The organism is Curtobacterium sp. 320, from assembly GCF_031455235.1.
Classification (GTDB): domain Bacteria; phylum Actinomycetota; class Actinomycetes; order Actinomycetales; family Microbacteriaceae; genus Curtobacterium.
In genome coordinates, this window is record NZ_JAVDSI010000013.1 from 64,962 (window position 1) to 88,958 (window position 23,997).

At 71.1% G+C, this 23,997-nt stretch carries 17 protein-coding genes and 1 other RNA gene; 6 read left to right on the forward strand and 12 right to left on the reverse strand.

The genetic code is table 11. The features are described 5' to 3' along the window. The first annotated feature begins 184 nt into the window (after positions 1-184). Both J2X60_RS15770 and J2X60_RS15775 read left to right on the forward strand, forming a co-directional pair. Positions 185-1,576, forward strand: a complete 1,392-nt coding sequence (locus tag J2X60_RS15770) for a PLP-dependent transferase (protein ID WP_309888831.1) — start codon at positions 185-187, stop codon at positions 1,574-1,576. A 3-nt stretch (positions 1,577-1,579) separates the two neighbouring features. Next, positions 1,580-2,884 carry an LLM class flavin-dependent oxidoreductase gene (locus tag J2X60_RS15775; protein ID WP_309888833.1) on the forward strand — a complete coding sequence of 435 codons (1,305 nt, stop codon included), beginning with the start codon at positions 1,580-1,582 and terminating at the stop codon, positions 2,882-2,884. Positions 2,885-2,909: 25 nt separating this feature from the next. On the opposite strand, the gene J2X60_RS15780 is transcribed toward J2X60_RS15775, so the two are convergent. The 8 genes from J2X60_RS15780 to J2X60_RS15815 all read right to left on the reverse strand — a co-directional run bounded on the left by J2X60_RS15780 (position 2,910) and on the right by J2X60_RS15815 (position 10,845). After that, positions 2,910-4,574, reverse strand: coding sequence for an APC family permease (locus tag J2X60_RS15780; protein ID WP_070416379.1), 1,665 nt, complete (start codon positions 4,572-4,574; stop codon positions 2,910-2,912). 126 nt (positions 4,575-4,700) lie between these two features. Next, on the reverse strand, positions 4,701-5,468 hold the full coding sequence (locus J2X60_RS15785) for a hypothetical protein (protein ID WP_309888835.1): 768 nt from the start codon (positions 5,466-5,468) through the stop codon (positions 4,701-4,703). Positions 5,469-5,624: 156 nt separating this feature from the next. Then, positions 5,625-6,002: a transfer-messenger RNA gene (gene ssrA, locus J2X60_RS15790) on the reverse strand. Between the two features lie 96 nt (positions 6,003-6,098). Beyond that, positions 6,099-6,575: an SsrA-binding protein SmpB gene (smpB, locus tag J2X60_RS15795; RefSeq protein WP_309888837.1), complete on the reverse strand. Its 477-nt coding sequence runs from the start codon at positions 6,573-6,575 to the stop codon at positions 6,099-6,101. 205 nt (positions 6,576-6,780) lie between these two features. Then, entirely contained in the window at positions 6,781-7,695 is a 915-nt protein-coding gene (ftsX, locus tag J2X60_RS15800; protein WP_070416381.1) for a permease-like cell division protein FtsX, read from the reverse strand. Beyond that, the gene (gene ftsE / locus J2X60_RS15805) at positions 7,692-8,447 is read right to left on the reverse strand and encodes a cell division ATP-binding protein FtsE (protein WP_070416382.1); all 756 of its coding nucleotides are present in this window, start codon (positions 8,445-8,447) and stop codon (positions 7,692-7,694) included. Before ftsE ends, ftsX begins: the two co-directional genes overlap by 4 nt. 51 nt (positions 8,448-8,498) lie before the next feature. Then, a complete protein-coding gene (gene prfB, locus J2X60_RS15810; protein ID WP_070419094.1) occupies positions 8,499-9,608 on the reverse strand; it encodes a peptide chain release factor 2 in 1,110 nt (369 codons plus the stop codon). Between the two features lie 73 nt (positions 9,609-9,681). Beyond that, complete coding sequence (locus J2X60_RS15815) at positions 9,682-10,845, reverse strand: cysteine desulfurase family protein (RefSeq protein ID WP_309888839.1); 1,164 nt, start codon at positions 10,843-10,845, stop codon at positions 9,682-9,684. Between the two features lie 58 nt (positions 10,846-10,903). Between J2X60_RS15815 and J2X60_RS15820 the strand changes: the two genes are divergently transcribed. The 3 genes from J2X60_RS15820 to glgB all read left to right on the forward strand — a co-directional run bounded on the left by J2X60_RS15820 (position 10,904) and on the right by glgB (position 17,817). Then, entirely contained in the window at positions 10,904-12,922 is a 2,019-nt protein-coding gene (locus J2X60_RS15820; protein ID WP_309888841.1) for a glycogen debranching enzyme, read from the forward strand. A gap of 141 nt (positions 12,923-13,063) precedes the next feature. Continuing rightward, positions 13,064-15,064: an alpha-1,4-glucan--maltose-1-phosphate maltosyltransferase gene (locus J2X60_RS15825; RefSeq protein ID WP_309888842.1), complete on the forward strand. Its 2,001-nt coding sequence runs from the start codon at positions 13,064-13,066 to the stop codon at positions 15,062-15,064. After that, positions 15,061-17,817, forward strand: coding sequence for a 1,4-alpha-glucan branching protein GlgB (glgB, locus tag J2X60_RS15830; RefSeq protein WP_309888844.1), 2,757 nt, complete (start codon positions 15,061-15,063; stop codon positions 17,815-17,817). The genes J2X60_RS15825 and glgB overlap by 4 nt, the downstream gene beginning before the upstream one ends. 239 nt (positions 17,818-18,056) lie before the next feature. Here the strand turns inward: glgB and J2X60_RS15835 are convergent, their stop codons facing one another. Further along, a complete protein-coding gene (locus J2X60_RS15835; protein WP_309779823.1) occupies positions 18,057-19,061 on the reverse strand; it encodes a tetratricopeptide repeat protein in 1,005 nt (334 codons plus the stop codon). Beyond that, on the reverse strand, positions 19,058-20,794 hold the full coding sequence (locus tag J2X60_RS15840; protein WP_071296164.1) for a hypothetical protein: 1,737 nt from the start codon (positions 20,792-20,794) through the stop codon (positions 19,058-19,060). The genes J2X60_RS15835 and J2X60_RS15840 overlap by 4 nt, the downstream gene beginning before the upstream one ends. Positions 20,795-20,979: 185 nt before the next feature. On the opposite strand from J2X60_RS15840, the gene J2X60_RS15845 reads away from it, so the two are divergent. Further along, positions 20,980-22,872 (forward strand): hypothetical protein, encoded by a 1,893-nt coding sequence (locus J2X60_RS15845; protein WP_309888847.1) that lies wholly within the window; start codon positions 20,980-20,982, stop codon positions 22,870-22,872. Positions 22,873-22,961: 89 nt separating this feature from the next. Here J2X60_RS15845 and J2X60_RS15850 read toward each other — a convergent pair whose 3' ends face one another. Both J2X60_RS15850 and J2X60_RS15855 read right to left on the reverse strand, forming a co-directional pair. Beyond that, the gene (locus tag J2X60_RS15850) at positions 22,962-23,690 is read right to left on the reverse strand and encodes an alpha/beta family hydrolase (RefSeq protein WP_309888849.1); all 729 of its coding nucleotides are present in this window, start codon (positions 23,688-23,690) and stop codon (positions 22,962-22,964) included. Further along, positions 23,687-23,992: a hypothetical protein gene (locus J2X60_RS15855; protein ID WP_070416388.1), complete on the reverse strand. Its 306-nt coding sequence runs from the start codon at positions 23,990-23,992 to the stop codon at positions 23,687-23,689. Before J2X60_RS15855 ends, J2X60_RS15850 begins: the two co-directional genes overlap by 4 nt. Positions 23,993-23,997: the final 5 nt, after the last annotated feature.

Sequence of the window (23,997 nt, forward strand, 5' to 3'; positions counted from 1 at the left end):
CGCCGACCCGCGCCTCCAGTCCGGTGCGTGCGCACCTTCCGACGTCACACGCGTCGATCGACGGGTGCAGTGTCGCGATCGCCGCGCGAACGCGCCCGCCGCCCGCCGTAACGGAACGCCGCAAACGGGAACCAGGGAGGGAAGCCTGCGAGAGTACCGGCACGACGACGGCAGGAGGTGTCCCTTGACGGACGAGGCGCACGGTTTCGCGACCGAGCAGGTGCACGGCGGGTTCCAGCCCGACCAGGGCCACGGTGCGAGGGTCCCCGCGATCCACATGTCCTCGGGCTTCCTGTTCGACGACTTCGACCAGGCCCGCGACCGCTTCGCCGGGACCGACGACGGCTACACCTACACACGGCTCGGCAACCCCACGAACGCCGACGTCGAGCGCCGGGTCGCGCTGCTCGAGCGCGGCGTCGAGGCGATCCTGGTGGGCAGTGGGCAGGCCGCCGCCACCGTCGCGTTCCTCGGCATCCTGCAGTCCGGCGACCACGTCGTCGCGGCCCGCAGCATCTACGAGGGCACCAAGGGCCTGCTCGTGCAGAACCTCGGACGCCTCGGGATCGAGGTCGACTTCGTCGCGGACCAGCGCGACCTCGACGAGTGGGCGCGACTCGTCCGACCGAACACGAAGGCGTTCTTCGCCGAGACGATCCCGAACCCGAAGAACGACGTCCTCGACATCACCGGCGTCGCCGACACCGCGCACCGTGCGGGTGTGCCGCTCATCGTCGACAACACCCTCGCGACGCCGTACCTCGTGCGCCCGGTCGACCACGGCGCCGACATCGTCGTCCACTCGGCCTCGAAGTTCCTCTCCGGCCACGGTGCCGGGCTCGGCGGCGTGGTCGTCGACGGCGGCACCTTCGACTGGTCGGCGACTCCGGACCGCTGGGTGCACCTGACCAGCCCGGAACGGTCGCTCGGCGGCGAGAGCTACGTCGAGCGCTACGGCAGCCGCGCGTTCGTCGTCTTCGCACGCGACGTCGTCGCCTCGCGCATCGGCCCGACGCCCTCCCCCTTCAACTCCTTCCTGCTCCGCCAGGGCATCGAGACGCTGTCGCTGCGCGTGGAACGCCACAGCGCGAACGCGCTGGCCGTCGCGTCCTTCCTGGAGCAGCAGCCGGAGGTGACGAGCGTCGACTACGCGGGTCTCGCCTCCAGTCCGTTCCACGACCTCGCCCAGCGCTACCTGCCGCGCGGTGCCGGGTCCGTCTTCGCGTTCACGCTGGACGGCGGCGAAGCCGCCGCGCGAACTTTCATCGACAGCGTCCAGCTGTTCAGCCGGATGACCCACCTCGGTGACGTCCGCTCCCTGATCCTGCACCCCGCCACCACGACGCACGCCGGCAAGACGCCCCGGGAGCGCGCCGACCAGGGCATCGACGACGGCCTCATCCGCCTGTCGGTCGGCATCGAGGACGTCGCGGACCTGGTCCGCGACCTGTCGCGCGGGTTCGCGGCGTTGCGCGGCGCGAGGGCGGGCCAGGAGGCGCGGGTCGGCTCCGACTCGGAGCTCGCCTCCCTCGAACACGCCGTTCCCGGCAACCACGTCATCGCGGAGGAACTCTAGGCAATGGCCGGACTGCAGCACTTCGGGTACTTCTTCTCGCGCGGGTTCGGCCCGCAGGCGTGGGGCCGGTCCGACTGGGACTGGGGGCACGACTGGACGAAGCCCGACCTGTACCAGCAGTCCGTCCGCGCCCTCGAGCAGGCCGGCATGGACCTCGTCATCGCCGAGGACGCGATCTCGCTCGGCAACCCGTCGACGCTCGACCTGCGGATCCGGCAGGCGTACGGCGGCCCGAAGCACGACCCGCTCCTGCTCGCGCCGTACCTGTTCGCCGCGACCTCGCACATCGGCATCGCCCCGACCGTGAACGCCGGGTTCACCCCGCCGTACCTCGCCGCACGGCAGTTCGCGACGCTCGCGCACCTCTCCGGCGACCGCTTCGGCGTCAACGTCGTGACCGACACCGGGAGCGCTCGGCACGCCGGGCTCGCCCCGCTCCCGCACGACGCCGCGTACGACCGCGCCGAGGAGTGGTTGCAGCTCGTGCGGCGGCTCTGGCACTCGTGGGGCTCCGGGTACGTCGGGGACCGCTCCGACTGGCACTTCGCCGACGGCGACGCCCTCGACGCGTTCCACCACGAGGGCGCCTACTTCACCGCGGACGGCCCGCTCAACGCCCTCCCGCTCGACTCCGACCCGATCGTGGTCTCCCCCGGCGGCTCCGGCCGGGGGCTCGGGTTCGCCGGCACGCACTCGGACGTGCAGCTCGCGCTCGCACCGCTGTCCGCGGCAGCCGTGCGGGACTACCGCGCGCGGGTGCTCTCCGCCGCGGCCGACGCCGGACGCACTGCCGACGCCCTGCGTATCCTGTTCGTCCTCAAGCCCGAGATCGTGTCGTCGGCGGCCGAGGCGGACCGCGTCGTCGACGCCTCCCGGCACCCGTCCGACGACGACCTCCGCACCGCGGCGATCGCGTGGTCGAGCGACTCCGAGACGGACCTGCTCGCGCTCGACCTCGACGCGCCGATCCCGGCGGGGACGTTCGGCGACCACGTCTCGGCGGGGACGATCCGCGGCCTCGTCGGCGACACCCCCGACGCACCGCTGCGCACGCTCCTGGAGCGCAAGGCCCGGAAGGGCCGGGTGTCCTCGCGCGAGGGCTTCGTCGGCACCGCCGACGAGTTCGCGGACTTCATCGAGGATCTCGGCGAGGACGCCGACAACGACGGCATCATCTTCTCGGGCGACCTGCACCCGGCGCAGGTCTACCGGATGCTCGGCGACCTCGTGCCGGTGCTCCGGCGCCGTGGGCTCCTGCGACGGGAGTACGGCGCCGGAGGCATCCGGCAGAACCTGTTCGACTTCTGAGACCGCGCGCCCCGTGGCGCGGGTCCTAGTGGTGGACGGGCTCCACGACGCCGCTCTCCTCGACGTCTCGGACGTCCTCGGCGGTGCGGAGGATCTCGTCGCGGTCGGACGCCGAGTTGATCGCCCAGTAGTAGATCACCAGGGAGAACACCGCCACCACGACGATGTCGATCCACAGCGGGAACACCGGGTGCGTCAGCGGGCCGAAGTCGCTGAGGAACACGATGAGCCCCATGCCGATCAGGTACGGCAGCAGCCACTGGGCCGCCTTCCAGTCCCAGCGCGGGCGGACGCTCGAGGCGCCGCGGAACACGTTGTTCAGGATGATCACCACGGCACCGATGAGGATCGCGACCCCGAGCTTCCAGTCGGTGTCCCACCCGGTCCAGAGGATGATGAGGTTCGCGACGACGAACGCGATCGGTGAGAGCAGCGTCGCGGCCGGCATCCGGTAGGGGCGCTCGACCTCGGGGATCCGCTTCCGGAACGCGCCGAGGGCCAACGGTGCACCCGCGTACATCAGGACGGACGCACTCGTGATGAGGCTGACCAGCCCCTGCCACGATGGGAACGGCGCGAAGCACGCGCACCCGACGACGAACGCCACGATCAGGCCGACCCAGGGCACGCCCTGCTTCGTCGTCCACTCGAAGGCCTTCGGGAAGTACCCGTTGCGGCTGAGGCCGTACGAGATGCGGCTCGTGGCCGTCACGTAGATGAGGCCGGTGCCGGCGGGCGAGATGATCGCGTCGATGAAGATGACCACGGCGAGCCAGGTGATGCCGGCCGCCATCGCGATGTCGGCGAACGGTCCGGTGTACTTCGTGAAGTCCGCGGTCGCCCACGAGCCCTGGATCGCGTCGGAGCGCAGGACGCCGAGGAACACGATCTGCAGCAGCAGGTAGATCACGAGCCCGATGAGCACCGAGCCGATGACAGCGCGCGGGATGTCGCGCTTCGGGTTCTTGGCCTCGCCGGCGAGCTGGTCCGCCTGCTCGAAGCCGAGGAACGCGAAGATGATGCCCGACGTCGACACCGCGGCGAGGATGCCTTTCGCACCCTCGGGCATGAAGCCGTCCGCCGCCGTGAAGTTCGAGCCGTGGAACCCGCTGAACGCCAGGACGATGATGACCAGCAGGGGGATGGCGACCTTCCACCAGGTCGCCGCGGAGTTCGTGTTCGCGAGGATCTTCACGCTGAGCATGTTGATCACCGTGACGACGGCCATCAGGACGATCGCGACCGCGATCCCGGCGCCGGTCAGCAGCTGCTGGGTCTCCCCCTCGATGACCACGGTGTGCAGCCACGGGTGGGCGAACTGCCAGTGCTGCGCGTACTTGATCATCGCCTCGACCTCGATCGGGGCGACCGTCACGGACTGCAGCCACGAGAACCACCCGAAGGAGGCTCCGGCGATGCCGCCGAAGGCGATGTGGGGGAACCGCGCTGTTCCACCCGCGATCGGGAACATGCCGCCGAGCTCGGCGTGCACGAGTGCGAGGACGAGGATCGCCACGCCACCGATGAGCCACGAGATGATCGCGGCGGGCCCGGCGGTCTTCAGGGCCTCCTGCGAACCGAAGAGCCAGCCGGAGCCGATGATCGACCCCGTCGAGGCCCAGATGAGCCCGATGAAGCCGACGTTGCGCTTGAGGCCGGAGTCCGGCAGCGCCTGTGTCGTTGTAGCCACTGTTGCTCCTGTCGATGAGCGCCGCCCCTCGGACGGGGGCTGCGCTCATCGACTCTGGCACCGTGACAGCACTTTGGTCGGATTGTTTAACACAATGGAAACAAACGTGCTGTACAAGCCCTCAGGCTACTTCTTGTCGTGCTTCTTCTTGCTCTTCTTGTCCGACTTCTTCTTGTCGTCCGGCTTCTTGTCCGACTTCTTGTCCGACTTCTTCTTCGCGTCCTGCTTCTTGCCGGACTTCTTCTTGTCGGACTTCTGCTTGCCCTTCTTGTCCGGCTCGGGCTCGGGCGACTCGACCCCGTCGACGGGCTCGACCACCACCGCGCTCCCCGTGTCGGCGAGGACGTCGACCTCGTGCTCCTCGAGCGTCGGCGCGAGCGCGTCCTCCACCCGCTCGACGACGATCGACGCACCGTCCTCGGCGAGCCGGACGAGCGCCTGGGCTGCCCGGACGCGGGTCGTCGTCTTCCGGGCGAGCACGTCGGCGCGGGCACCCTCGAGGAAGGCACGGAGCGACCGTTCGACCACCGAACGACCCCGCGGCGCCGAACGGTCGAGGCGGTCGAGCTCGCCGGCCACACCGGACACGTCGTCCTCGACGTGCTCGTGCCGCACGGACTCGATGAGCGCGGCGATCGCGGCGGCCCCTCGCTCGACGGCTGCGGACCGCTGGTCGAGCACGACGAGCATCTCGATCACCGCGCCGTACGTCACCGTCTCGAGGCGGACCGGCTCGGCCCCACGCCCACGGATGACCAACCGGGCGTCCGGCGTCGGCAGCCACGCGGCCAGCGCAGCGACGGTCGCGACCGAGCCCACCGCCCGCTCGTAGTCGGCGAGCACCACTCGCTCCTGCTCGCGCAGACGGACTCGGATCGCGATCTCCTGCACCACGTGGACCTCCCGTTCGTGGGCACGGGCGTGTTCCCGCGCCTGCTGCGGATCGTAGTCCTCGGAGGTGGCGGGACAGCGAACGCCCCGGCATCGTCCGGGGACGGTGTCGGGGCGTTCGGTGTGGCAGTGCGTGACAGCGGTGCGGCGTCCGGCGAATGGTGGAGATGGGGGGAATCGAACCCCCGTCCATCGCTGCAATTCGACGTCTTCTACGGGCGTATCCGGATGGTTCGTTCTGCTCGGCCCCGTCCTTTGCTACCGGCTTCTAGGACGACGGGCCCAGTCTCAGTGCAAGTCCCGCACGGCCCTGAGGCGCAACCGTGCAGCAAGTCCTCTGGATGACGCCGGAACTCAGGTTAGAAGACGATCACCTGGCCGACGGACTTCATGTGCTGGGCTGCTTACGCAGCGAGAGCGAAGTCAGTGCGCTTGGAATTGGCACTTGTTGTTTTCCACGGATCGTTGACGAGATGACCGTGGGTCCTCGGCCCGCTTCCCGTCGGCACACAGGCAATGTCGAAACCGATCATCCCCATGCGGGCCGGACGTGCGAACCGCTGTCACGCTCTTGAGTTGCCAATGCTCCGATCGGAGCAGTCCCTCAGTCTAGCCGACCGAGGTGCGACCGCGCTACTCGCCGACGCGGTTCCGGGTGCGCATGGCCCGCTCGGCCTCGCGCTTGTCCGTCTTCTCGCGCAGGGCCTGGCGCTTGTCGAACTCCCGCTTGCCCTTCGCGACCGCGATCTCCACCTTGGCCCGGCCGTCGTGGAAGTAGATCTGCAGCGGCACGAGCGTGTAGCCGCCCTGCGCCGTCTTGTGCGAGATCCTCACGATCTGCTGCTTGTGGAGGAGCAGCTTGCGCTTGCGCCGGGGAGCGTGGTTGTTCCACGTGCCCTCGGTGTACTCGGGGATGTGCACGGCGTCGAGCCAGGCTTCACCGCCGTCGATGAAGGCGTACCCGTCGACGAGCGAGGCGCGCCCTTCGCGGAGGGACTTCACCTCGGTGCCGGACAACACCATGCCGGCCTCGTACGTGTCCTCGATCAGGTAGTCGTGACGCGCGCGACGGTTCGTCGCCACGATCTTCTCGCCGCGTTCCTTCGCCATGCGTGTCTCCTTCCGTGCGGTCGCTGCTGATGCGCAGCCCTACAGACTACCCAACGCGCGGCACCCACCGCACCTTCCCGGCGCGCCGCCCGCGCCGGGCCGGTGTCGGCTGCCGCCGAGACTCGGCCACGCGGACACTTTCGCGGCACCGGAGGCACGAAAGTGTCCGCCGGCCCGAGACTCGGCCAGCACGACCGCCGACGCGTCAGACCTTCAGGTAGCGGCGGATCGCGACGAAGGCGGACAGTCCCGCCAGCACGATGCCGATCACGATCACCGACGGCACCACGACGGCCGCGTCCCCCATGCCGATGAACGCCGTGCCCGAGAACCGCTGCGCGAGGTAGTTCCGCACGAAGAACCAGACCACCGCAGTGATCGCGCCACCGGCCAGGACGGCCCCGATGGCAGCGGCGATCACCCCCTCGAGCACGAAGGGTGTCTGGATGAACCGGTTCGACGCCCCCACCAGGCGCATGATGCCGAGCTCTCGCCGTCGACTGAACGCGGACAACCGGATCGTGGTGGCGATGAGCAGCACGGCGGCGACGAGCATGAGCGCCGCGATCCCGATCGCCGTGTACGACGAGGCGTTGAGCAGGTTGAAGATCGGTTGCAGGTACCCGCGCTGGTCGACCACGCTCTGCACGCCGGCGACCTTCGACAGGCTCTCGACGAGGACGTCCGCCTGCGACGGGTTCTTCAGGTTCACCCAGAACGTCTCGTTGAGGTACTCGGGCTTGACGAACTCCGTCGCCGGCGAGTCCTTGAACTGCTGCTTGAACCGGTCGTACGCCTGGTCCTGGTCCTCGTAGTACGTCTTCTCGATGTACGGCTTGAGGGTCGACGAGTCGAGCTGCTCCTGGACCTGCTTGCGCTGGTCGTCGGTGGCCTTGGCGCCCGTGCAGTTACCAGTGGTGTCGGTGTCGGTGCAGAGGTAGACCGCGACCTGCGCCCGGTCGTACCAGTACCCCTTCATCTGGTTGATCTGCATCTGGAGCAGGATCGCGGTGCCGACGAAGGTGAGCGAGATGAAGGTCACGAGGACGACGGACACGACCATGGACGCGTTGCGCCGCAGGCCCGAGCCGACCTCGGACATGACGAGCCCGAGCCTCATCGGATGATCCCCGGGATGGTCTGGATGCCGGTGGTGTTCGAGACGCCCGCGCGCTGGATCGGCACAGCCTGGGTCTGGTAGCCGCCGGACTGCTCGTCGCGCAAGATGGTCCCGTTCGAGAGCTCGATGACGCGGCGCTGCATCTGGTTGACGATGCTGGCGTCGTGGGTCGCCATGAGCACGGTGGTGCCTCCCTGGTTGATGCGTTCGAGGAGCGCCATGATCCCGGCCGAGGTCGTCGGGTCGAGGTTGCCGGTGGGCTCGTCGGCGAGGAGGATCGCCGGCTTGTTGACGACGGCTCGGGCGATCGCCACGCGCTGCTGCTCACCGCCGGAGAGTTCGTGCGGCATGCGGGTCGCCTTGCCGGCGAGGCCCACGAGCTTCAGCACGTCGGTGACGGCCTCGCTGATGAAGCCCTTGCTCTTGCCGATCACCTGCAGCGAGAACGCGACGTTGTCGAACACGTTCTTGTTCGGCAGGAGCCGGAAGTCCTGGAAGACCACGCCGAGGTTTCGACGGAAGTACGGGACCTTGCGCGACGACAGGGCGCCGAGCCGCTGCCCGAGCACGTGGATCTGCCCGCGCGACGGCTTCTCCTCCTTCAGCACGAGGCGGAGGAAGCTGGACTTGCCGGACCCGGACGCGCCCACGAGGAAGACGAACTCCCCCTTGAGGATCTCGAGGGAGATGGCGTCGAGGGCGGGGCTCGGGTTGCCCGAGTACACCTTGGTGACCTGGTCGAATTTGATCATGACCGGATCAGGGTAGGTCGCGTCGCCCGGAAATCAACCGAGGCGCGCGGCTCAGGAATCGTCGGATTGCTTGCGCCAGCGGATGCCCGCGTTGATGAACCCGTCGAGGTCACCGTCGAACACGGCTGAGGGGTTGTTCACCTCGTGCTCGCTCCGCAGGTCCTTGACCATCTGGTACGGCGCCAGCACGTACGAGCGGATCTGGTCGCCCCAGCTCGCCGTGATGTTGCCGGCCAGTTCCTTCTTCTTCGCGTTCTCCTCTTCCTTCTTGAGGAGCAGGAGGCGCGACTGCAGCACGCGCATGGCGGCCGCACGGTTCTGGATCTGCGACTTCTCGTTCTGCATCGAGACGACGGTGCCGGTCGGGATGTGGGTCAGGCGGACCGCGGAGTCCGTCGTGTTGACCGACTGCCCACCGGGGCCCGACGAGCGGAACACGTCGACGCGGATGTCGTTCTCGGGGATGTCGATCGACTCGGTCTCCGGCATGAGCGGGATGACCTCGACCGCGGCGAACGACGTCTGCCGCTTGCCCGCGGCGCCGAACGGCGACATCCGGACGAGGCGGTGGGTGCCGGCCTCGACCGACAGGGTGCCGAACGCGTGCGGGGCGTCGACCTCGAACGTGGCGGACTTGATGCCCGCTTCTTCCGCGTAGGACGTGTCCATCACGGTGGTCTTGTAGCCGTGCTGCTCCGAGTAGCGGAGGTACATGCGCAGCAGCATCTCGGCGAAGTCCGCGGCGTCGACACCACCGGCACCGGCACGGATCGTGATGACCGCGGGGCGGTCGTCGTACTCACCGTCGAGGAGCGTCTGCACCTCGAGGTCGCCCATCGTCTTCTGGATCGCCTTGAGCTCGGCAGCAGCTTCGTCGGCGGAGTCCTGGTCGTCGGCCTCGTTCGCCATCTCGACCAACACCTCGAGGTCGTCGATGCGGCGCTCGGTGTCGGTGATCTTCTTCAGCTCCGACTGCCGGTGCGAGAGCGCGCTCGTCACCTGCTGCGCGTGCTCGACGTCGTCCCAGAGGTCCTGGGCCCCGGCCTGCTCGCTGAGGTCGGCGATCTCACGCTGCAGGCGGTCGACGTCGACCACCGAGCGGATGTTGCCGAAGGTCTCGCGGAGGGCGGAGAGCTGCTCGGTGAAGTCCAGTTCGACCATGATCACCGATCCTACCGGCCAGGGCGGACGCGTCGGACCGGCCAGGAGGCGCGGCTCGGCCCCGGTGGACCGGTCAGCGTCCCAGGAGCGGTTCCCTCGACGCCATCCCCGCGGCTCCGGCGCGTGCCACCGCGTCCGGCAGGGCGGCGAGGAACGCGTCGACGTCGGCATCGGTCGTGGTGTGCCCGAGCGTGATCCGGAGCGCACCGCGGGCGTCCTGCTCCGACAGGCCCATGGCGAGCAGGACGTGCGAGGCCTCGGGCACGCCGGCCTGGCACGCGGAGCCGGTCGACACCGCGACCCCGGCGGCGTCGAGCAGGAAGAGCAGCGAGTCCCCCTCGCAGCCCGGGAACGTGAAGTGCGCGTTGCCGGGGAGTCGGTCGACCGGGTCCCCCATCAGCACCGCGGTGGGCACCGCTGCCCGGACCCCGGCGACGAGCCGGTCCCGCAGTGCCCGGACGTCCGCGTGCGGCATGGAGGCCGCGACCCCGAAGGCCGCCGCTGCCGGGGCGTCCTGCGTCCCGCTCCGCACCTGGCGCTGCTGCCCGCCCCCGTGGATGAGCGGCTCGACGGTCGCACGACGGCCGAGGACGAGCGCGCCGATGCCGACCGGGCCGCCGATCTTGTGCGCCGACACGCTCAACGCGTCGAGCCCGGAGGCGGCGAACGACACCGGTACCTGGCCGTACGCGGCGACCGCGTCGCTGTGGACGGGCACGCCCGCGGCGTGCGCGAGCTCGACGATCCGCGACACCGGCGCGATCGTGCCGACCTCGTTGTTCGCCCACAGGAACGTGACCAGGGCGACGTCCGAGGCGTCGGCGAGCCGCGCCTCCAGGGCCACCAGGTCGACGCGACCCTGCGCGTCCAACGGGACCACGTCGACGACCGCGCCCTCGTGGCGCTCGAGCCACTCGACGGTGTCGACCGTCGCGTGGTGCTCCCCACCGGGGACGACGATGCGCGGGCGCGGACGGTCCTGCTGCCGCGCCCAGAACATGCCCTTCACGGCGAGGTTGATGCTCTCGGTGCCGCCGGAGGTGAAGACGACCTCGACCGGGTCGGCGTCGAGCGAGGCGGCGACGGCGGCGCGGCCGTCCTCGAGCAGCATCTTCGCCTGCTGCCCCGCGCTGTGGATCGACGACGGGTTGCCGACGGTGCCGAGCGCGGCGGTGAACGCGGCGAGCGCCTCCGGCAGGATCGGCGTCGTCGCGGCGTGGTCGAGGTAGACCGGCATCTGCACCCCCTGAACGAGCGTTTCCAGGATACTCGTCGGTCCTCGTACCCTTGGTGCCATGCACGAGACGGCGATCGACGAGACCCCGGGGTTCCTCCTGACCGCCGACGTCCCGCGGTTCTCGGTGCGGTCGGCGACGGCGACGGCCGTGTCGGTCGTGGTCGACGGCCGCGGCACGTTCCCGCTGACGCGGTCCGGCGACGTCTGGGCGGGTGCCGTGCCGGGAGTCGAACCCGGGGACACGTACCACCTGCTCGTGGACGGTCCCGCCGGTCCGCGCGACGCGTTCGACGCGGTGCGTCCGCTGCTCGACCCGTACGCCCGTGGGATCGTGCGCGGCGTCGGACCACGCTGGACGGGTGTCGTGGTCGACGACGCGTTCGACTGGGGCGGGGTGGTCAAGCCGACGACGCCGCTCGACCGGGTCGTCGTGTACGAGGCGAACGTCCGGACCCTGACCGCGACGAACCCGGCCGTCCCGGAGGACCTCCGCGGCACGTACGCCGGCGTCGCCCACGAGAGCACCATCGCGCACCTGCACCGGATCGGCGTGACCACGCTGGAGCTGCTGCCCGTGCACGCCTTCGACACCGAACGGTGGCTGCGGGACGCCGGACGCGAGAACGCCTGGGGCTACAACACGCTCGGGTTCTTCGCGCCGCACGCCGCCCACGCCTCCCCCGGTGCGCGGGCCGAGGGCGCCTCCGCGGTGCTGCGCGAGTTCAAGGGCATGGTCCGGCTCCTGCACGCCGCCGGTATCCAGGTCGTCCTCGACGTCGTCTACAACCACACCGCAGAAGAGGGCCTCGGCGGCCCGACGACCTCGCTCCGGGGCATCGACGGGGCGAACCGCTACCGGTGGACCGCCGACGGCGCCTCGTACTACGACACCACCGGCTGCGGCAACACTCTCGACACCTCGGTCGAGGCCACGGCCGACCTCATCGTCGACAGCCTGCGCTACTGGGCGCGCGAGGTGCAGGTCGACGGGTTCCGGTTCGACCTGATGGCGGCGCTCGGCCGCGACGCCGACCACCTGTTCGACCCGTCGCACCCGCTGCTCGAGCGGATCCGGAACCACCCGGACCTGCAGGACACCCTGCTCGTCGCCGAACCGTGGGACGTCGGACCGGACGGGTGGAAGACGGGCTCGTTCGGCGCGCGCACGAGCGAGTGGAACGACGGCTTCCGGAACACCGTGCGGCAGTTCTGGCTCACCGACATCGCCGAGGAACGACGCCACGGCGCCCCCGCCACCGGCATCGGCGCGCTCGCCGGGGCCCTGACCGGCTCGCGCCACCTCTTCGACACGGCACGCGGGCCGCTCGCCGGCATCAACTTCGTCACCGCCCACGACGGCTTCACCCTGCTCGACCTGGTGTCGTACGACGGCAAGCACAACGAGGCGAACGGCGAGGAGAACCGCGACGGCTCGAACGACAACCGCTCGTTCAACCACGGCATCGAGGGCGACACCGCCGACCGCGGCGTGCGGGCGGCACGGGGCCGGTCGATGCGGAACCTCGTCGCGACGCTCATGCTCTCCGCGGGCGTGCCGATGCTCACCGCCGGCGACGAGCGGAGCCGGACGCAGCACGGCAACAACAACGCCTACGTGGTGTCCGAGGACCTCACCCCGGTCGACTGGTCGGACGACGAGGACGCCGAGGCGATGACCGAGGCCGTCTCGGCGCTCGCACGGCTCCGCGCCGCGCACCCCGCGCTCCGGCCGACCCGGTTCGGCGTCGAGGGGCAGGAGACCCCCGGCGCGTCCCGGATGTCCTGGTACGGGCCCGACGGCCACCCGATGACGGCCGAGGGGTGGGACCAGCCGATCCACCGCGCACTGCAGTACTTCGTCGAGTCGACGCCGGAGCACGAGCCGTTCGACCGCGTCCTCGTGGTGGTGCACGGCAGCGGGCGCACGCGGGACATGACGCTGCCCGTGCGCGAGGACGTGCTCGGGTACCGGCTCGCCTGGTCCAGCGAGAAGCACCGCGACCACGAGCGGCTCCGGCCCGCGGGTCAGGTGTTCACGGCGTACGGGCCGGGCATCCACGTGTTCGAGATCGCCTGACGGCGGCCCGTCCAGGAGGCGCGGGTCGGCTCCGGCACGACGGTCGCGCGGTGCTCCTCCACAGCGCCACGGCGCGCCCGGGTCTCCACGGACGGCACGTTCCGGGGAACGCGGAGGCGCTCGCCGGGTAACGTCGGCTCCGTGGCCACTGCAGACCGACCCCGCCGACCGAAGATCGGGCGCATCCCGATCACCGAGCTCGCCCCCACGACGCCCAACGGGTTCCCGGGCAAGGCGTTCGACGGCGAGGTGATCACGTTCGGTGCGACCGTCTTCCGCGAAGGGCACGGTGTCATCGGCGCCGACCTCGTCCTCGAACGACCGGACGGCGGCACCCGGACGGTCCCGATGGTGCTCGTCGCCCCGGGCACCGACCGCTACGAAGCGACCGTCCAGGTCGACCACACCGGCGTGTGGACGTGGCACGTCGAGTCCTACGCCGACGACTGGTCGTCCTGGCTGCACGGTGCCCGCCTGAAGATCGCCGCGGGCGTCGACACCGAGGCCACCCTGCTCGACGGGGCGGCGCTCCTCGACCGACTCGCCGACGAGACCGACTCCCCCGCCGCCACGCGTGCGGCGGCGCGCATCCGCGACACCGACCTCGACCCGGCCGAGCGACTCGCCGCCGTCGACGACCCGCGCATCACGGGCGAGGTCGAAGAAGCGCCGCTCACCTCGCTCCGGACGCACTCGCCCACGCAGCTGCTCGACGTCGAGCGCACCCGCGCCGGTGTCGGCGCCTGGTACGAGTTCTTCCCCCGCAGCGAAGGCGCGAAGAAGAACCCCGACGGCTCGTGGAAGAGCGGCGACTTCCGCACCGCGGCACGACGGCTCCCGGGTGTCGCCCGCATGGGCTTCGACGTGGTGTACCTGCCGCCGATCCACCCCATCGGCACGACCGCGCGAAAGGGCCCGAACAACACGCTCACCCCCGGCCCGCACGACCCCGGCAGCCCGTGGGCCATCGGCGGCCCCGACGGCGGGCACGACGCCATCCACCCGGACCTCGGCACCGAGGACGACTTCCGCGACTTCGTCGAGACGGCGAAGAACACCGGGATGGAGGTCGCGCTCGACTTCGCCCTGCAGTGCTCGCCCGACCACCCCTGGGTCACCGAGCACCCCGAGTGGTTCACGGTGCGCGCGGACGGCTCCATCGCCACGGCCGAGAACCCGCCGAAGCGCTACCAGGACATCTACCCGATCCAGTTCGACACCGACCCCGAGGGGATCGTCGCCGAGGTTCTGCGGGTCCTGCGCCACTGGATCGCCCTCGGCATCCGCATCTTCCGCGTGGACAACCCGCACACCAAGCCGCTCTGGTTCTGGGAACGGGTCATCCGCGAGATCCGCGACGAGCACCCCGACACCGTGTTCCTCGCCGAGGCGTTCACGAGCCCGGCGATGATGCGGGCCCTCGCCGAGGTCGGGTTCCAGCAGTCGTACTCGTACTTCACGTGGCGGAACTCGAAGGACGAGATCGCCGACTACTTCGACGAGCTCTCGCACGAGACGAGCGCGTACCTGCGTCCGAACCTGTTCGTGAACACGCCCGACATCCTCACCGAGTACCTGCAGTTCGGCGGCCGCGCCGGGTACAAGATCCGTGCGGCGCTCGCGGCCACCGGTGCGCCGACGTGGGGGATGTACTCCGGGTACGAGCTGTTCGAGGACGTCGCACGCCCCGGCTCGGAAGAGAACATCGACAACGAGAAGTACGAGTACAAGCCTCGTGACTTCGCCCTGGCCGAGGCCGAGGGTGCGAGCCTTGCGCCGTACGTCACGATGCTCAACCGCTTCCGGCAGGCGCACCCGGCGCTCCGCCAGCTCCGGAACCTGCACGTGCACGACGCCGAGGACCCGGCGATCGTCGTGTACTCCAAGCACCTGCCCGGACGGTTCATCCGCTCCGGGCGCGACGACACCGTGATCGTCGTCGCGAACGTCGACCCCCACTCGGCCCGTGAGACCACGGTCCACCTCGACCTCGCCGCCCTCGGCCTCGACCCGGAGCAGGCGTTCGACGTCCGCGACGTCGTGACCGGGCAGCGCTGGGTCTGGGGATCGTCGAACTACGTCCGCCTGGACGCGTTCCAGGAACCCGTGCACCTGCTCGTCGTGGAGGGACCCCACCGATGACCGACACCCACCCCGAGGACGACGCACCGACCGCAGCGCCGAACGACCGGGGGCAGGGGCCGAGCGTTCCGCCGGTGCCGCCGCCCCCGCCCCCCGTGCTGCCCCGCCGCATGCCGGCCGACACCCCGCGCCCGACGCACCCGGCACAGCACGTCGCACCGGAGCCGCCGGCAGCCGGAGGACCGCGTCCGTCCGCCTCCCCGGAGCCCGCTGCCCCCCGCTACGAGCCGCGAGTCTCGGCGCCCGGCGAGGACCTGCCCGGTGCACCCCCGGCCCGACGGGAAGCGCCGGACCGCGACGTCGCCGAATCGGCCACGCTCGCCGGACACGCGTCCGACGCGGCCCACCCGCGGCACGTCACGGTCGAGGCGGTCGAGTCCGTCGAGCGTTCCGCGGCCGCCGGTGACGGCACAGGAGGCGCGACCGGCGTCACGACGTCGGCCGACGCGGGCGACACGGACGGCCCCGGCGACGGGGCGGACGCGCCCACCAGCGAAGACGGCAGCCCGCTCGCCGCGACGAGCGAGGCGGGGTCGACCCGCGCCTCCCGACCGACCGACACCACGCCGGAGACGGCCGGCCCGCGTCCCGCCCCCGTCGAGGAGTGGCTCCGCCAGCAGGTCGCCGAGGCCCGCTGGTCCCAGCCCCACGACGTCCTCGGACCCCACCCCGTCGACGGCGGCACGAGCGTCCGGGTGGTCCGCCACCTCGCGACCGCCGTGCGGATCGTCCGACCGGACGGCGACGACGTCGAGCTCACGCACGAGGGCGACGGCCTCTGGGCCGGCGCGACCCCCGGCGAGCTCGGACGGTACCGGGTCGAGGCCGACTACGACCCGGACCCGTCGACCGACAGCGACGACATCACCTGGACGACCGACGACGCCTACCGGTTCCCCCCGACGATCGGCGAGCTCGACCTGCACCTCTTCGGCGAGGGCCGTGACGAGCAGCTGTGGCACCACCTCGGCGCGCACGTCACCACGGTCGACGGCGTGGACGGCGTCTCGTTCACGCTCTGGGCCCCGCGGGCGACCGCAGCCCGGGTGATCGGTGACTTCGAGGGCTGGGAAGGCCGCACCACCGCGATGCGTCGCCTGACCGACCTCGGAGTCTGGGAGCTGTTCTGGCCCGGCGCCCTCGTCGGTCAGCGGTACAAGTTCCAGCTCCTCACCGACTCCGGCTGGGTGGAGCGGGCCGACCCGTTCGCCCGGCGGACCGAGGTCCCGCCGCTGACCGCCTCCGTGATCGACGAGTCGCACCACGAGTGGTCCGACGGCGACGCACAGTGGATGGAGCACCGGGCACGGACGACCACGCACGACCGTCCGATGAGCGTCTACGAGGTCCACCTCGGTTCGTGGCGTCCGGGGCTGTCCTACCGCGAGGTCGCCGACCAGCTCATCGGCCACGTCCAGTACACGGGCTTCACCCACGTGCAGTTCCTGCCGCTCGCCGAGCACCCCTTCGGCGGATCGTGGGGCTACCAGGTCACGGGCTACTACGCCCCGACGGCCCGGTTCGGCTCCCCCGACGACCTCCGGTACCTCGTCGACCGGCTGCACTCCGCCGGCATCGGCGTGATCATGGACTGGGTCCCCGGGCACTTCCCGAAGGACGAGTGGGCCCTGGCGAAGTTCGACGGCTACGCGCTGTTCGAGCACCCGGACCCCCGCCGTGGCGAGCAGCTCGACTGGGGCACGTACGTGTTCGACTTCGGGCAGCCGCAGGTCCGCAACTTCCTCGTCGCGAACGCGCTCTACTGGCTCGAGGAGTTCCACATCGACGGGCTCCGCGTGGACGCCGTCGCCTCGATGCTGTACCTCGACTACTCCCGCACCGAGTGGCTGCCGAACATCCACGGCGGACGCGAGAACCTCGAGGCGATCTCGTTCCTGCAGGAGACGAACGCGACCGCGTACAAGCGCTACCCGGGCATCGTGATGATCGCCGAGGAGAGCACCTCGTGGCCGGGCGTCACGCAGCCGACCAGCGCGGGCGGGCTCGGGTTCGGCCAGAAGTGGAACATGGGCTGGATGCACGACACCCTGCAGTACATCGAGCGCGACCCGGCGTACCGGAGCTACCACCACGACGAGATCACCTTCTCGTTCGTGTACGCGTTCAGCGAGCAGTTCACCCTGCCGATCAGCCACGACGAGGTCGTGCACGGCAAGGGATCGCTCTACGGCAAGATGCCCGGCGACGAGTGGCAGAAGCTCGCGAACGTGCGGGCCTACCTCGCGTTCATGTGGGCGCACCCCGGCAAGCAGCTGCTCTTCATGGGGCAGGAGTTCGCCCAGCCCAGCGAGTGGTCCGAGGCACGCGGGCTGGACTGGTGGCTCCTCGACGACCCGGGGCACCGCGGTGTGCAGGACCTCGTGTCCTCGCTCAACCGGGTGTACCGCGAGACGCCGGCGCTCTGGACGCACGACGCCACGGCCGACGGCTTCGAGTGGATCGAGGGTGGCGACGCACCGCACTCGACGCTCGGGTTCCTGCGGAAGGACGGCGACGACCGGCTCGCGGTGTTCGTGAACTTCTCCGGTGTGCCGGTCGAGCGACGCTTCGGGTTGCCGGCGGCCGGTGCCTGGGACGAGGTCCTCAACACCGACGCCTCCGAGTACGGCGGGTCGGGCGTGGGGAACCTCGGCGTGGTCACGGCCGAGGACACCCCGTGGGCGGGGCGTCCGGCGTCCGCGCACCTCGTGGTGCCGCCGCTCGGCGCGGTCTGGCTGAAGCTGGCGCGCTAGCCGCGCGCACGACACGGACGGGAGGCGCGGTGCCAGTCGGCACCGCGCCTCCCGTCCGTCGTGCGGTCGCGTCCCGGACGCGACCACGACCGCGGTGCAGGACCACGGTGTGGAACCACGAAACCGACGTCGAACCAGGGTGTGACCGTGGTTCGACGTCGGTTTCGTGGTTCGACGCTCGCGTCGGCGCGCCCGGCGCGCCCCGCGCGCCCGGCGCCGGCGCGTCGGCGCGTCGGCGCTCAGTACAGCGCGCTCGCCAGACGCCGGCGCGCGGCGACCACGCGCGGGTCTTCGGTGCCGATCAGCTCGAAGTACTCGACGAGCCGCACGCGGAGCGCCTCGCGCTCGTCCCCGAACACCGTCGGGACGAGGTCGAGCAACCGGCCGAACGCGTCGTCGACGTGCCCGCCCGAGATGTCGAGGTCGGCGACCGCGAGCTGCGCCTGCACGTCGGAGGGCCCGGCGGCCGCAGCAGCCCGGATGTCGTCAGCGGTGCGACCGTTCAGCCGGTCGAGCAGCGACACCTGTGCGAGCCCGGCGACGGCCATCTGGTCGTGCGGGTCCTGCGCGATCGCGGTCTTGTACTCCTGGATCGCGGTGGCGTAGTCGCCCTGCTCGATCGCGTCGTACGCGGCCTGGTGGTGCGGCGGCAGCGGCTCCGGCTCGGGCTCACCCTGCTCGACGGCGTCGGCCGGGGCCGCTCCGTCGACCGTGACGCGGCCGGAGACACCGTTCTCGGCGGCAGCGGCCAGGACCTGCTCGTAGACGTCACGGACCTGCGCCTCGGGCAGCGCACCGACGAAGAGCCCGAGGGGGCGTCCGCCGATGAGCGCGGCCACGGTCGGGATCGACTGCGCCTGGAACGCCTGCACGAGCTGCGGGTTCGTGTCGGCGTCGACCTTGGCGAGCAGCACGCGGCCGTCGTACTCGGCGGTGAGCTGCTCGAGGATCGGCGAGAGCTGCTTGCACGGCCCGCACCACTCGGCCCAGATGTCGACGATCACGGGGACGATCGTGGAGAGCTGCAGGACGTCCTGGAAGGTCTGGTCGGTGACGTCGAGGACGAGCGACGGGACGGTCAGGTCGGCACCGGTCTCGCTGCCGGGAGCACCGGCGGCGACGCCGGACCCGGGGCCGCCGGCAGCGGCCCCGCCGGGCTGGGGCGGCCGCTGGGCGCGGTCCACCAGGGACGACAGGTCGACGGCTCCGCGGAGACCGGACGGGGTCGGGGGGACGTTGGTCATTGCACCTCACTCGCTGCTGTCAGGCCCTGCGTGAACCCGAGCAGGACCACTTTGTCATCGGTGCCCACCGGGGGCACGTAGAAGAGCAGCTGCACGCCGTAGGTCGCGCTGATGCCCTTCGTGCTGGAGTCGACACCGGAGAGCGCCTTCACAGCACCCTCGGTGTTCACCTCGGCGCCGGCCGCGGTCGGCGTGACCTTCTCGACCTCGTTCAGGTCGGCGGACACGAGCGCTCCGGCACCGTCCGTCGCGATCGCCACGGCGCTGTCGTCGGGCACCTCGGACGAGTACTCGATCTTCGCGGTGTCCGGCAGCGACTCGGACTTCTTGTCCTTGTAGGCCTTGCCGATGGTCGACCGGAGGCCGTCGCCGTCCGCCTGGAACAGCGACGCGTACGAGCTGTCCTTGTCCTTCGAGAGGATGTCGCCGTACGCCTTCGCGATCTCGTCGGGTGCGATGGCGAGCAGCTTCGTGTTCGACGCGAGCAGAGCGGCACCGATCGACGTGGGCGCGAGGCTCGGGATCTTCGCCGCGGCCTCGAGCGAGACGTCGTAGGCGACCTTGTAGTCGTCGCGGGCGGAGTCCTGCACGAGCGTCAGCGCCTGCGGGGCCGACTTCGCGTCGCAGTCCTCGGCGACGACCGCGAACACGGTGCGCGGCCACGAGTCGGTCTGCTGCGGCAACGCCACGCACACCTGCTCCCCCGAGATCGTCGGCGGGGCGTCGACGTCCGAGTCCTTGCCGCGGATCGTGTAGTTCGCCGCGCGCAGGTCGAGCGCCGCACCCGTGAAGCGCTGCTCGGCGAGCTTCGCGTCGCGAGCGTCGTCGGCACGCTTGGCCACGTACGCGACGCGCTGGACGATCCGGGTGATCTGCTGCTTCGTGGCGGCGGTCGGCTCGGTCTGCGCAGCCGTCCCGGTCGCCGTCGCGGTGGGCGTCGGGCTGGCCGCGGACGCCCCCTGCGGCCAGTAGTCGGACGAACATCCCGCGAGACCGAGGGCCCCGACGAGCAGGACCGGGATCGCCACGAACGCCCGGCGCCCGCGACGACCGCGGACCGGTACCTGGGCGCCGGCGGCCGCAGCACGGCGCGAGGCACGCACGCGCGGCGGACGGGAGCCCCCGCTGCGGCGGCGGGGTCCGCGGCCACGACGCTGGTGCACGAACGCCCAGACGAGCAGGACGATGCCGCCGACCAGGAACACGCCACCGGCGACGAGGAGCGGACCGACCGACGGCGTCGCGGTGTCGCGCGGCCACGTGACCGAGACGTCGCTCGGGGCCGCGGCCGTGCCGTCGCCGACGATGATCACGCTGACGTCCTCGGGCAGACGGACGGTGAACTGTCCGGCACTGTCGTACTCCTGGTACCAGAGGTCGCTTCCCGCGGGGTCCGGCACGGTGGACTCGGAGCCGGTCGTGCGGCCGACGAGCTTCGCCTGCTCGGCGTCGAACCGCATCGTCGTGTGCTTCGCGTCGCCGATCCAGGCGTCGACGTCGCTCGTCTTGCCGTAGGCCGCGAACACCTTGCCCGAGCCGGAGACGTTGATGCGCTGGTAGCCGGGGTTGGCGTTGAGCGTCGAGCCCGGGATCACGGTCACCGGGGCGGAGCTCTTCGAGGACGATGCCGCGACGAGCGACGACGGTGGCTCGAACACGGTCCGCTGGCCGACCGCGAGGGCGACGAGCAGCAGCCCGATGACGAAACTGACGATCGCCAGGACGAATCGCACGGATCTTCTCCCTACCGCGCCGGGGTGGGGGTGTCGGCGCGCGAATCAGCGCTCCAGGATAGCGAGGGAGTCTGGACGGCGCATCCCCCACCGCTGTCCGCGGTCACAGCCCACCGTCTCCGCACGCCACTACAATCGTGCCGGGCCTTCCCTGTGCCCTCCGCCGAGCACCCAGGAGCGAACACGTGGCGAACGACGAGGCAGAGTTCGGGACCGAGCTGCGCGGGTACCGCCGCGAAGACGTGGACCGCTCGCTGAACGATCTGCGCCGCGAGCTCATCAAGTCGAACAACGACCGGGCCGACGCCGCGAAGGAGATCCGCCTCCTGCAGGCGCGCGTCTCCGAGCTGCAGGGCGAGCTGGACGAAGCCGGCACCCCCACGTACAGCGGCCTCGGCACCCGTCTCGAGTCGACCCTCCGCGTCGCCGAGGAACAGTCCACGCGGCTCATCAGCCAGGCCGACATCGACGCGCAGCGGCTCCGTGCCTCGAGCCGTGCCGAGGCCGACCGCACCCTGCGCGAGGCGCAGGACGAAGCCCGCGACACGCTCGAGGACGCCCGCACCCGGTCGACGAACGAGCTCACCCGTGCCCGCGCCGAGTCGGCCGACACCGTCGAACGCGCCCGCGCCGAGGCCGGGCTCCTGACGCAGGACGCCCGCAACGAGGCCGCCGCGATCCGCGGTGCCGCCGTGACCGAGGCGGCCGAGGTCCGCTCGGTCGCGATCCGCGAGACGAACGCGCTGCGCGCCCAGGTCGAGCACGAGGTCGCCGAGCTCCGCGAGATCACCCAGCGCGAGTCCGCCGAGGCCCGTCGCGCCGCCGCCGACCTCGACCGCGAGACCGAGCACCGCCGCAGCGTGTTCGAGGCCGACCACGCCCGCCGTGTCGAGGACCTCGACCGCGACGAGACCACCCGCCGCGACGCCCTCGAGCGCGAGATCGCCGAGGGTCGCGCCGCCTGGCACCGTGAACGCGACGACGAGCAGCAGGCCCACGCGCTCGAGCTCGAGACCGGACGCGCCGACCTCGCCGCCGAGGTCGACCGCCGTCGCGCCGAACTCGACACCGAGCTCGCCGACCGCCGCCGTGTCCTCGACGAGGAGCTCGCGGCCGCCCGCGCCGAGTGGGACCGCGAACTCGCCTCGGCCCGCGCCGCGCTCGAACAGGAGATCGAGGCGGCACGAGCCCAGCTCCGCGTCGACGAGGAGCAGACCCGTACCGAGAACGCCCGGCTCGTGCAGGAGACCGCGGACCGCATCGCCCGCGAACTCGACGAGCACGCGACGCGCATCGAGCGGGAGCGCGCCGAGGCCGAGACGACCGCGGAACGCGCCGCCCGCGAGCACGAGAACGAACTCGCCGCCCGCCGCGAACGCGAACACGCCGAGGTCGACACCGAGATCGCCGACCGCCGCACCGCCGAGCTCGGCACGCTCGAGGCCGAGCGCACGGCGCTCCGGCAGGAGATCGACACGGCCCGTGCCGACCTCACCCGCGAGCGCGACGAGGTCCGTGCCGAGATCGCCCGCGAACGCGACGAGGCCCGCACGACCCTCGAGTCGGAACTCGCCGCCCGCCGCGACGACGCCGAGCAGGACTACCTGCAGAAGCACCACGACACCGTCACCGAGACGCAGAAGTACCTCGACGAGGCGAACCTGCAGCTCGCCGAGGCGACGCGCCGCGCGACCGAGGCACGCGAACGGGCCGAGCGCCTCCAGCAGGAGGCCGACGACCTCGAGCGCTCCAGCACCTCGGACGCGCAGGAGCACGCACGCACGATCGTCGCGGACGCCCAGGACCGCGTGCACAAGATGATCGCCGACGCCGAGGAGCGCACCGCCGCGATCATCGCCGAGTCCGAGGACCGCCTCGCGGCCATCCGGACCGAACGCGACGCCGTCGCCGGCTACCTCGAGAACCTCCGCGGGGTCCTGACCAACGCGACCGGCCTGCTCGGCACGGCACCGTCGGTCGACACCGCGGAGCCGGCCGAGCTCGTCATCGAGCCCGACGACGAGTCGGTCACCGACGACGCGACGGTCACCGACGACGAGGACGCGACCACGCGCTGAGCGTCGGCCGGTCCAGGAGGCGCGACCCGCGCCTCCTGGACCGGCCCGCGTCATCGACGCGACCCGTTCCCCGCGACCCGGCCCGTCCGTCAGTCGGTGACGTGCGTCGGCAGCGGTGCACTGCCCGGCACGACGAGGTCCGCGATCGCGTCGAGCACGATGCGGACGTACTTCTCCCCCACCCAGAGGTGCTTCGCCCCCTCGACCGGGACGACACGGACGTTCGGCGCGATGGCGAACCGACGTGCCGCCTCTTCCGGCTGCAGGAAGTCGTCGTGCTCGGGGACGAGGGCCACGACGGGGACGGACACCTCCGCCCAGCGGGCGAGTTCGTCGTCGGTGGTGCGGTGCAGCGGCGGCGAGAGCAGGACGACACCGGCGACCCGGCCGGCCTCGACGTGCTCGAGCGCGTGCTTGAGGATCACCTCGGTGCCGAACGACCACCCGACGAGCCACGGTGTCGGCAGACCGCGGTGAACGACGTCCGTGACGGCGGCACGCAGGTCGAACCCCTCGGAGACGCCGTCGCCGAAGACACCCTCGGACGTGCCGCGCGGGGACGTCACCGAGCGGAAGTTGAACCGGAGCACCGCGATGTCCGCGAGGGCCGGGAGCCGAGCTGCCGCCTTCTTCAGCACGTGCGAGTCCATGAAGCCGTGCGCGGTCGGCAGCGGGTGCAGCGTGACGATCGTGCCGCGAGCAGCGTGCTCCAGCGGCTCGGCGAGCTCTCCGACCAGGGTGAGGTGGTCGTCCGTGACGAGCTCGATGTCGGTGCGTCGGGCCGGCAGCTCGGTGTTCGACCGGATCTCGGTGGTCATGCGATGCTCCAGCAGTGGTTGTGCCAGTGGCGGCGGGACGCCAGGTCGGCCTCGTCCCCGAGGACACCGTCGGCACGCCAGACGACGACGTGCGCCACGCCGGGCAGCACGGTGCCCCCGCAGCCCGGGCAGATGTACTCCTTCTGCGCCGAGGCAGCGGAGATGGGCTGCACGAGGTACTCACGCCCGCGACGCACCTCGGTGCGCTTCCACGAGCTCATCATCCGGTCGAGACCGGTGGGCTCGTCGTCCTGCTCGGGACCGCGGCCCCGAGGGCGTCGCGGCCGGTTGCTCCGCGGCACCTGCG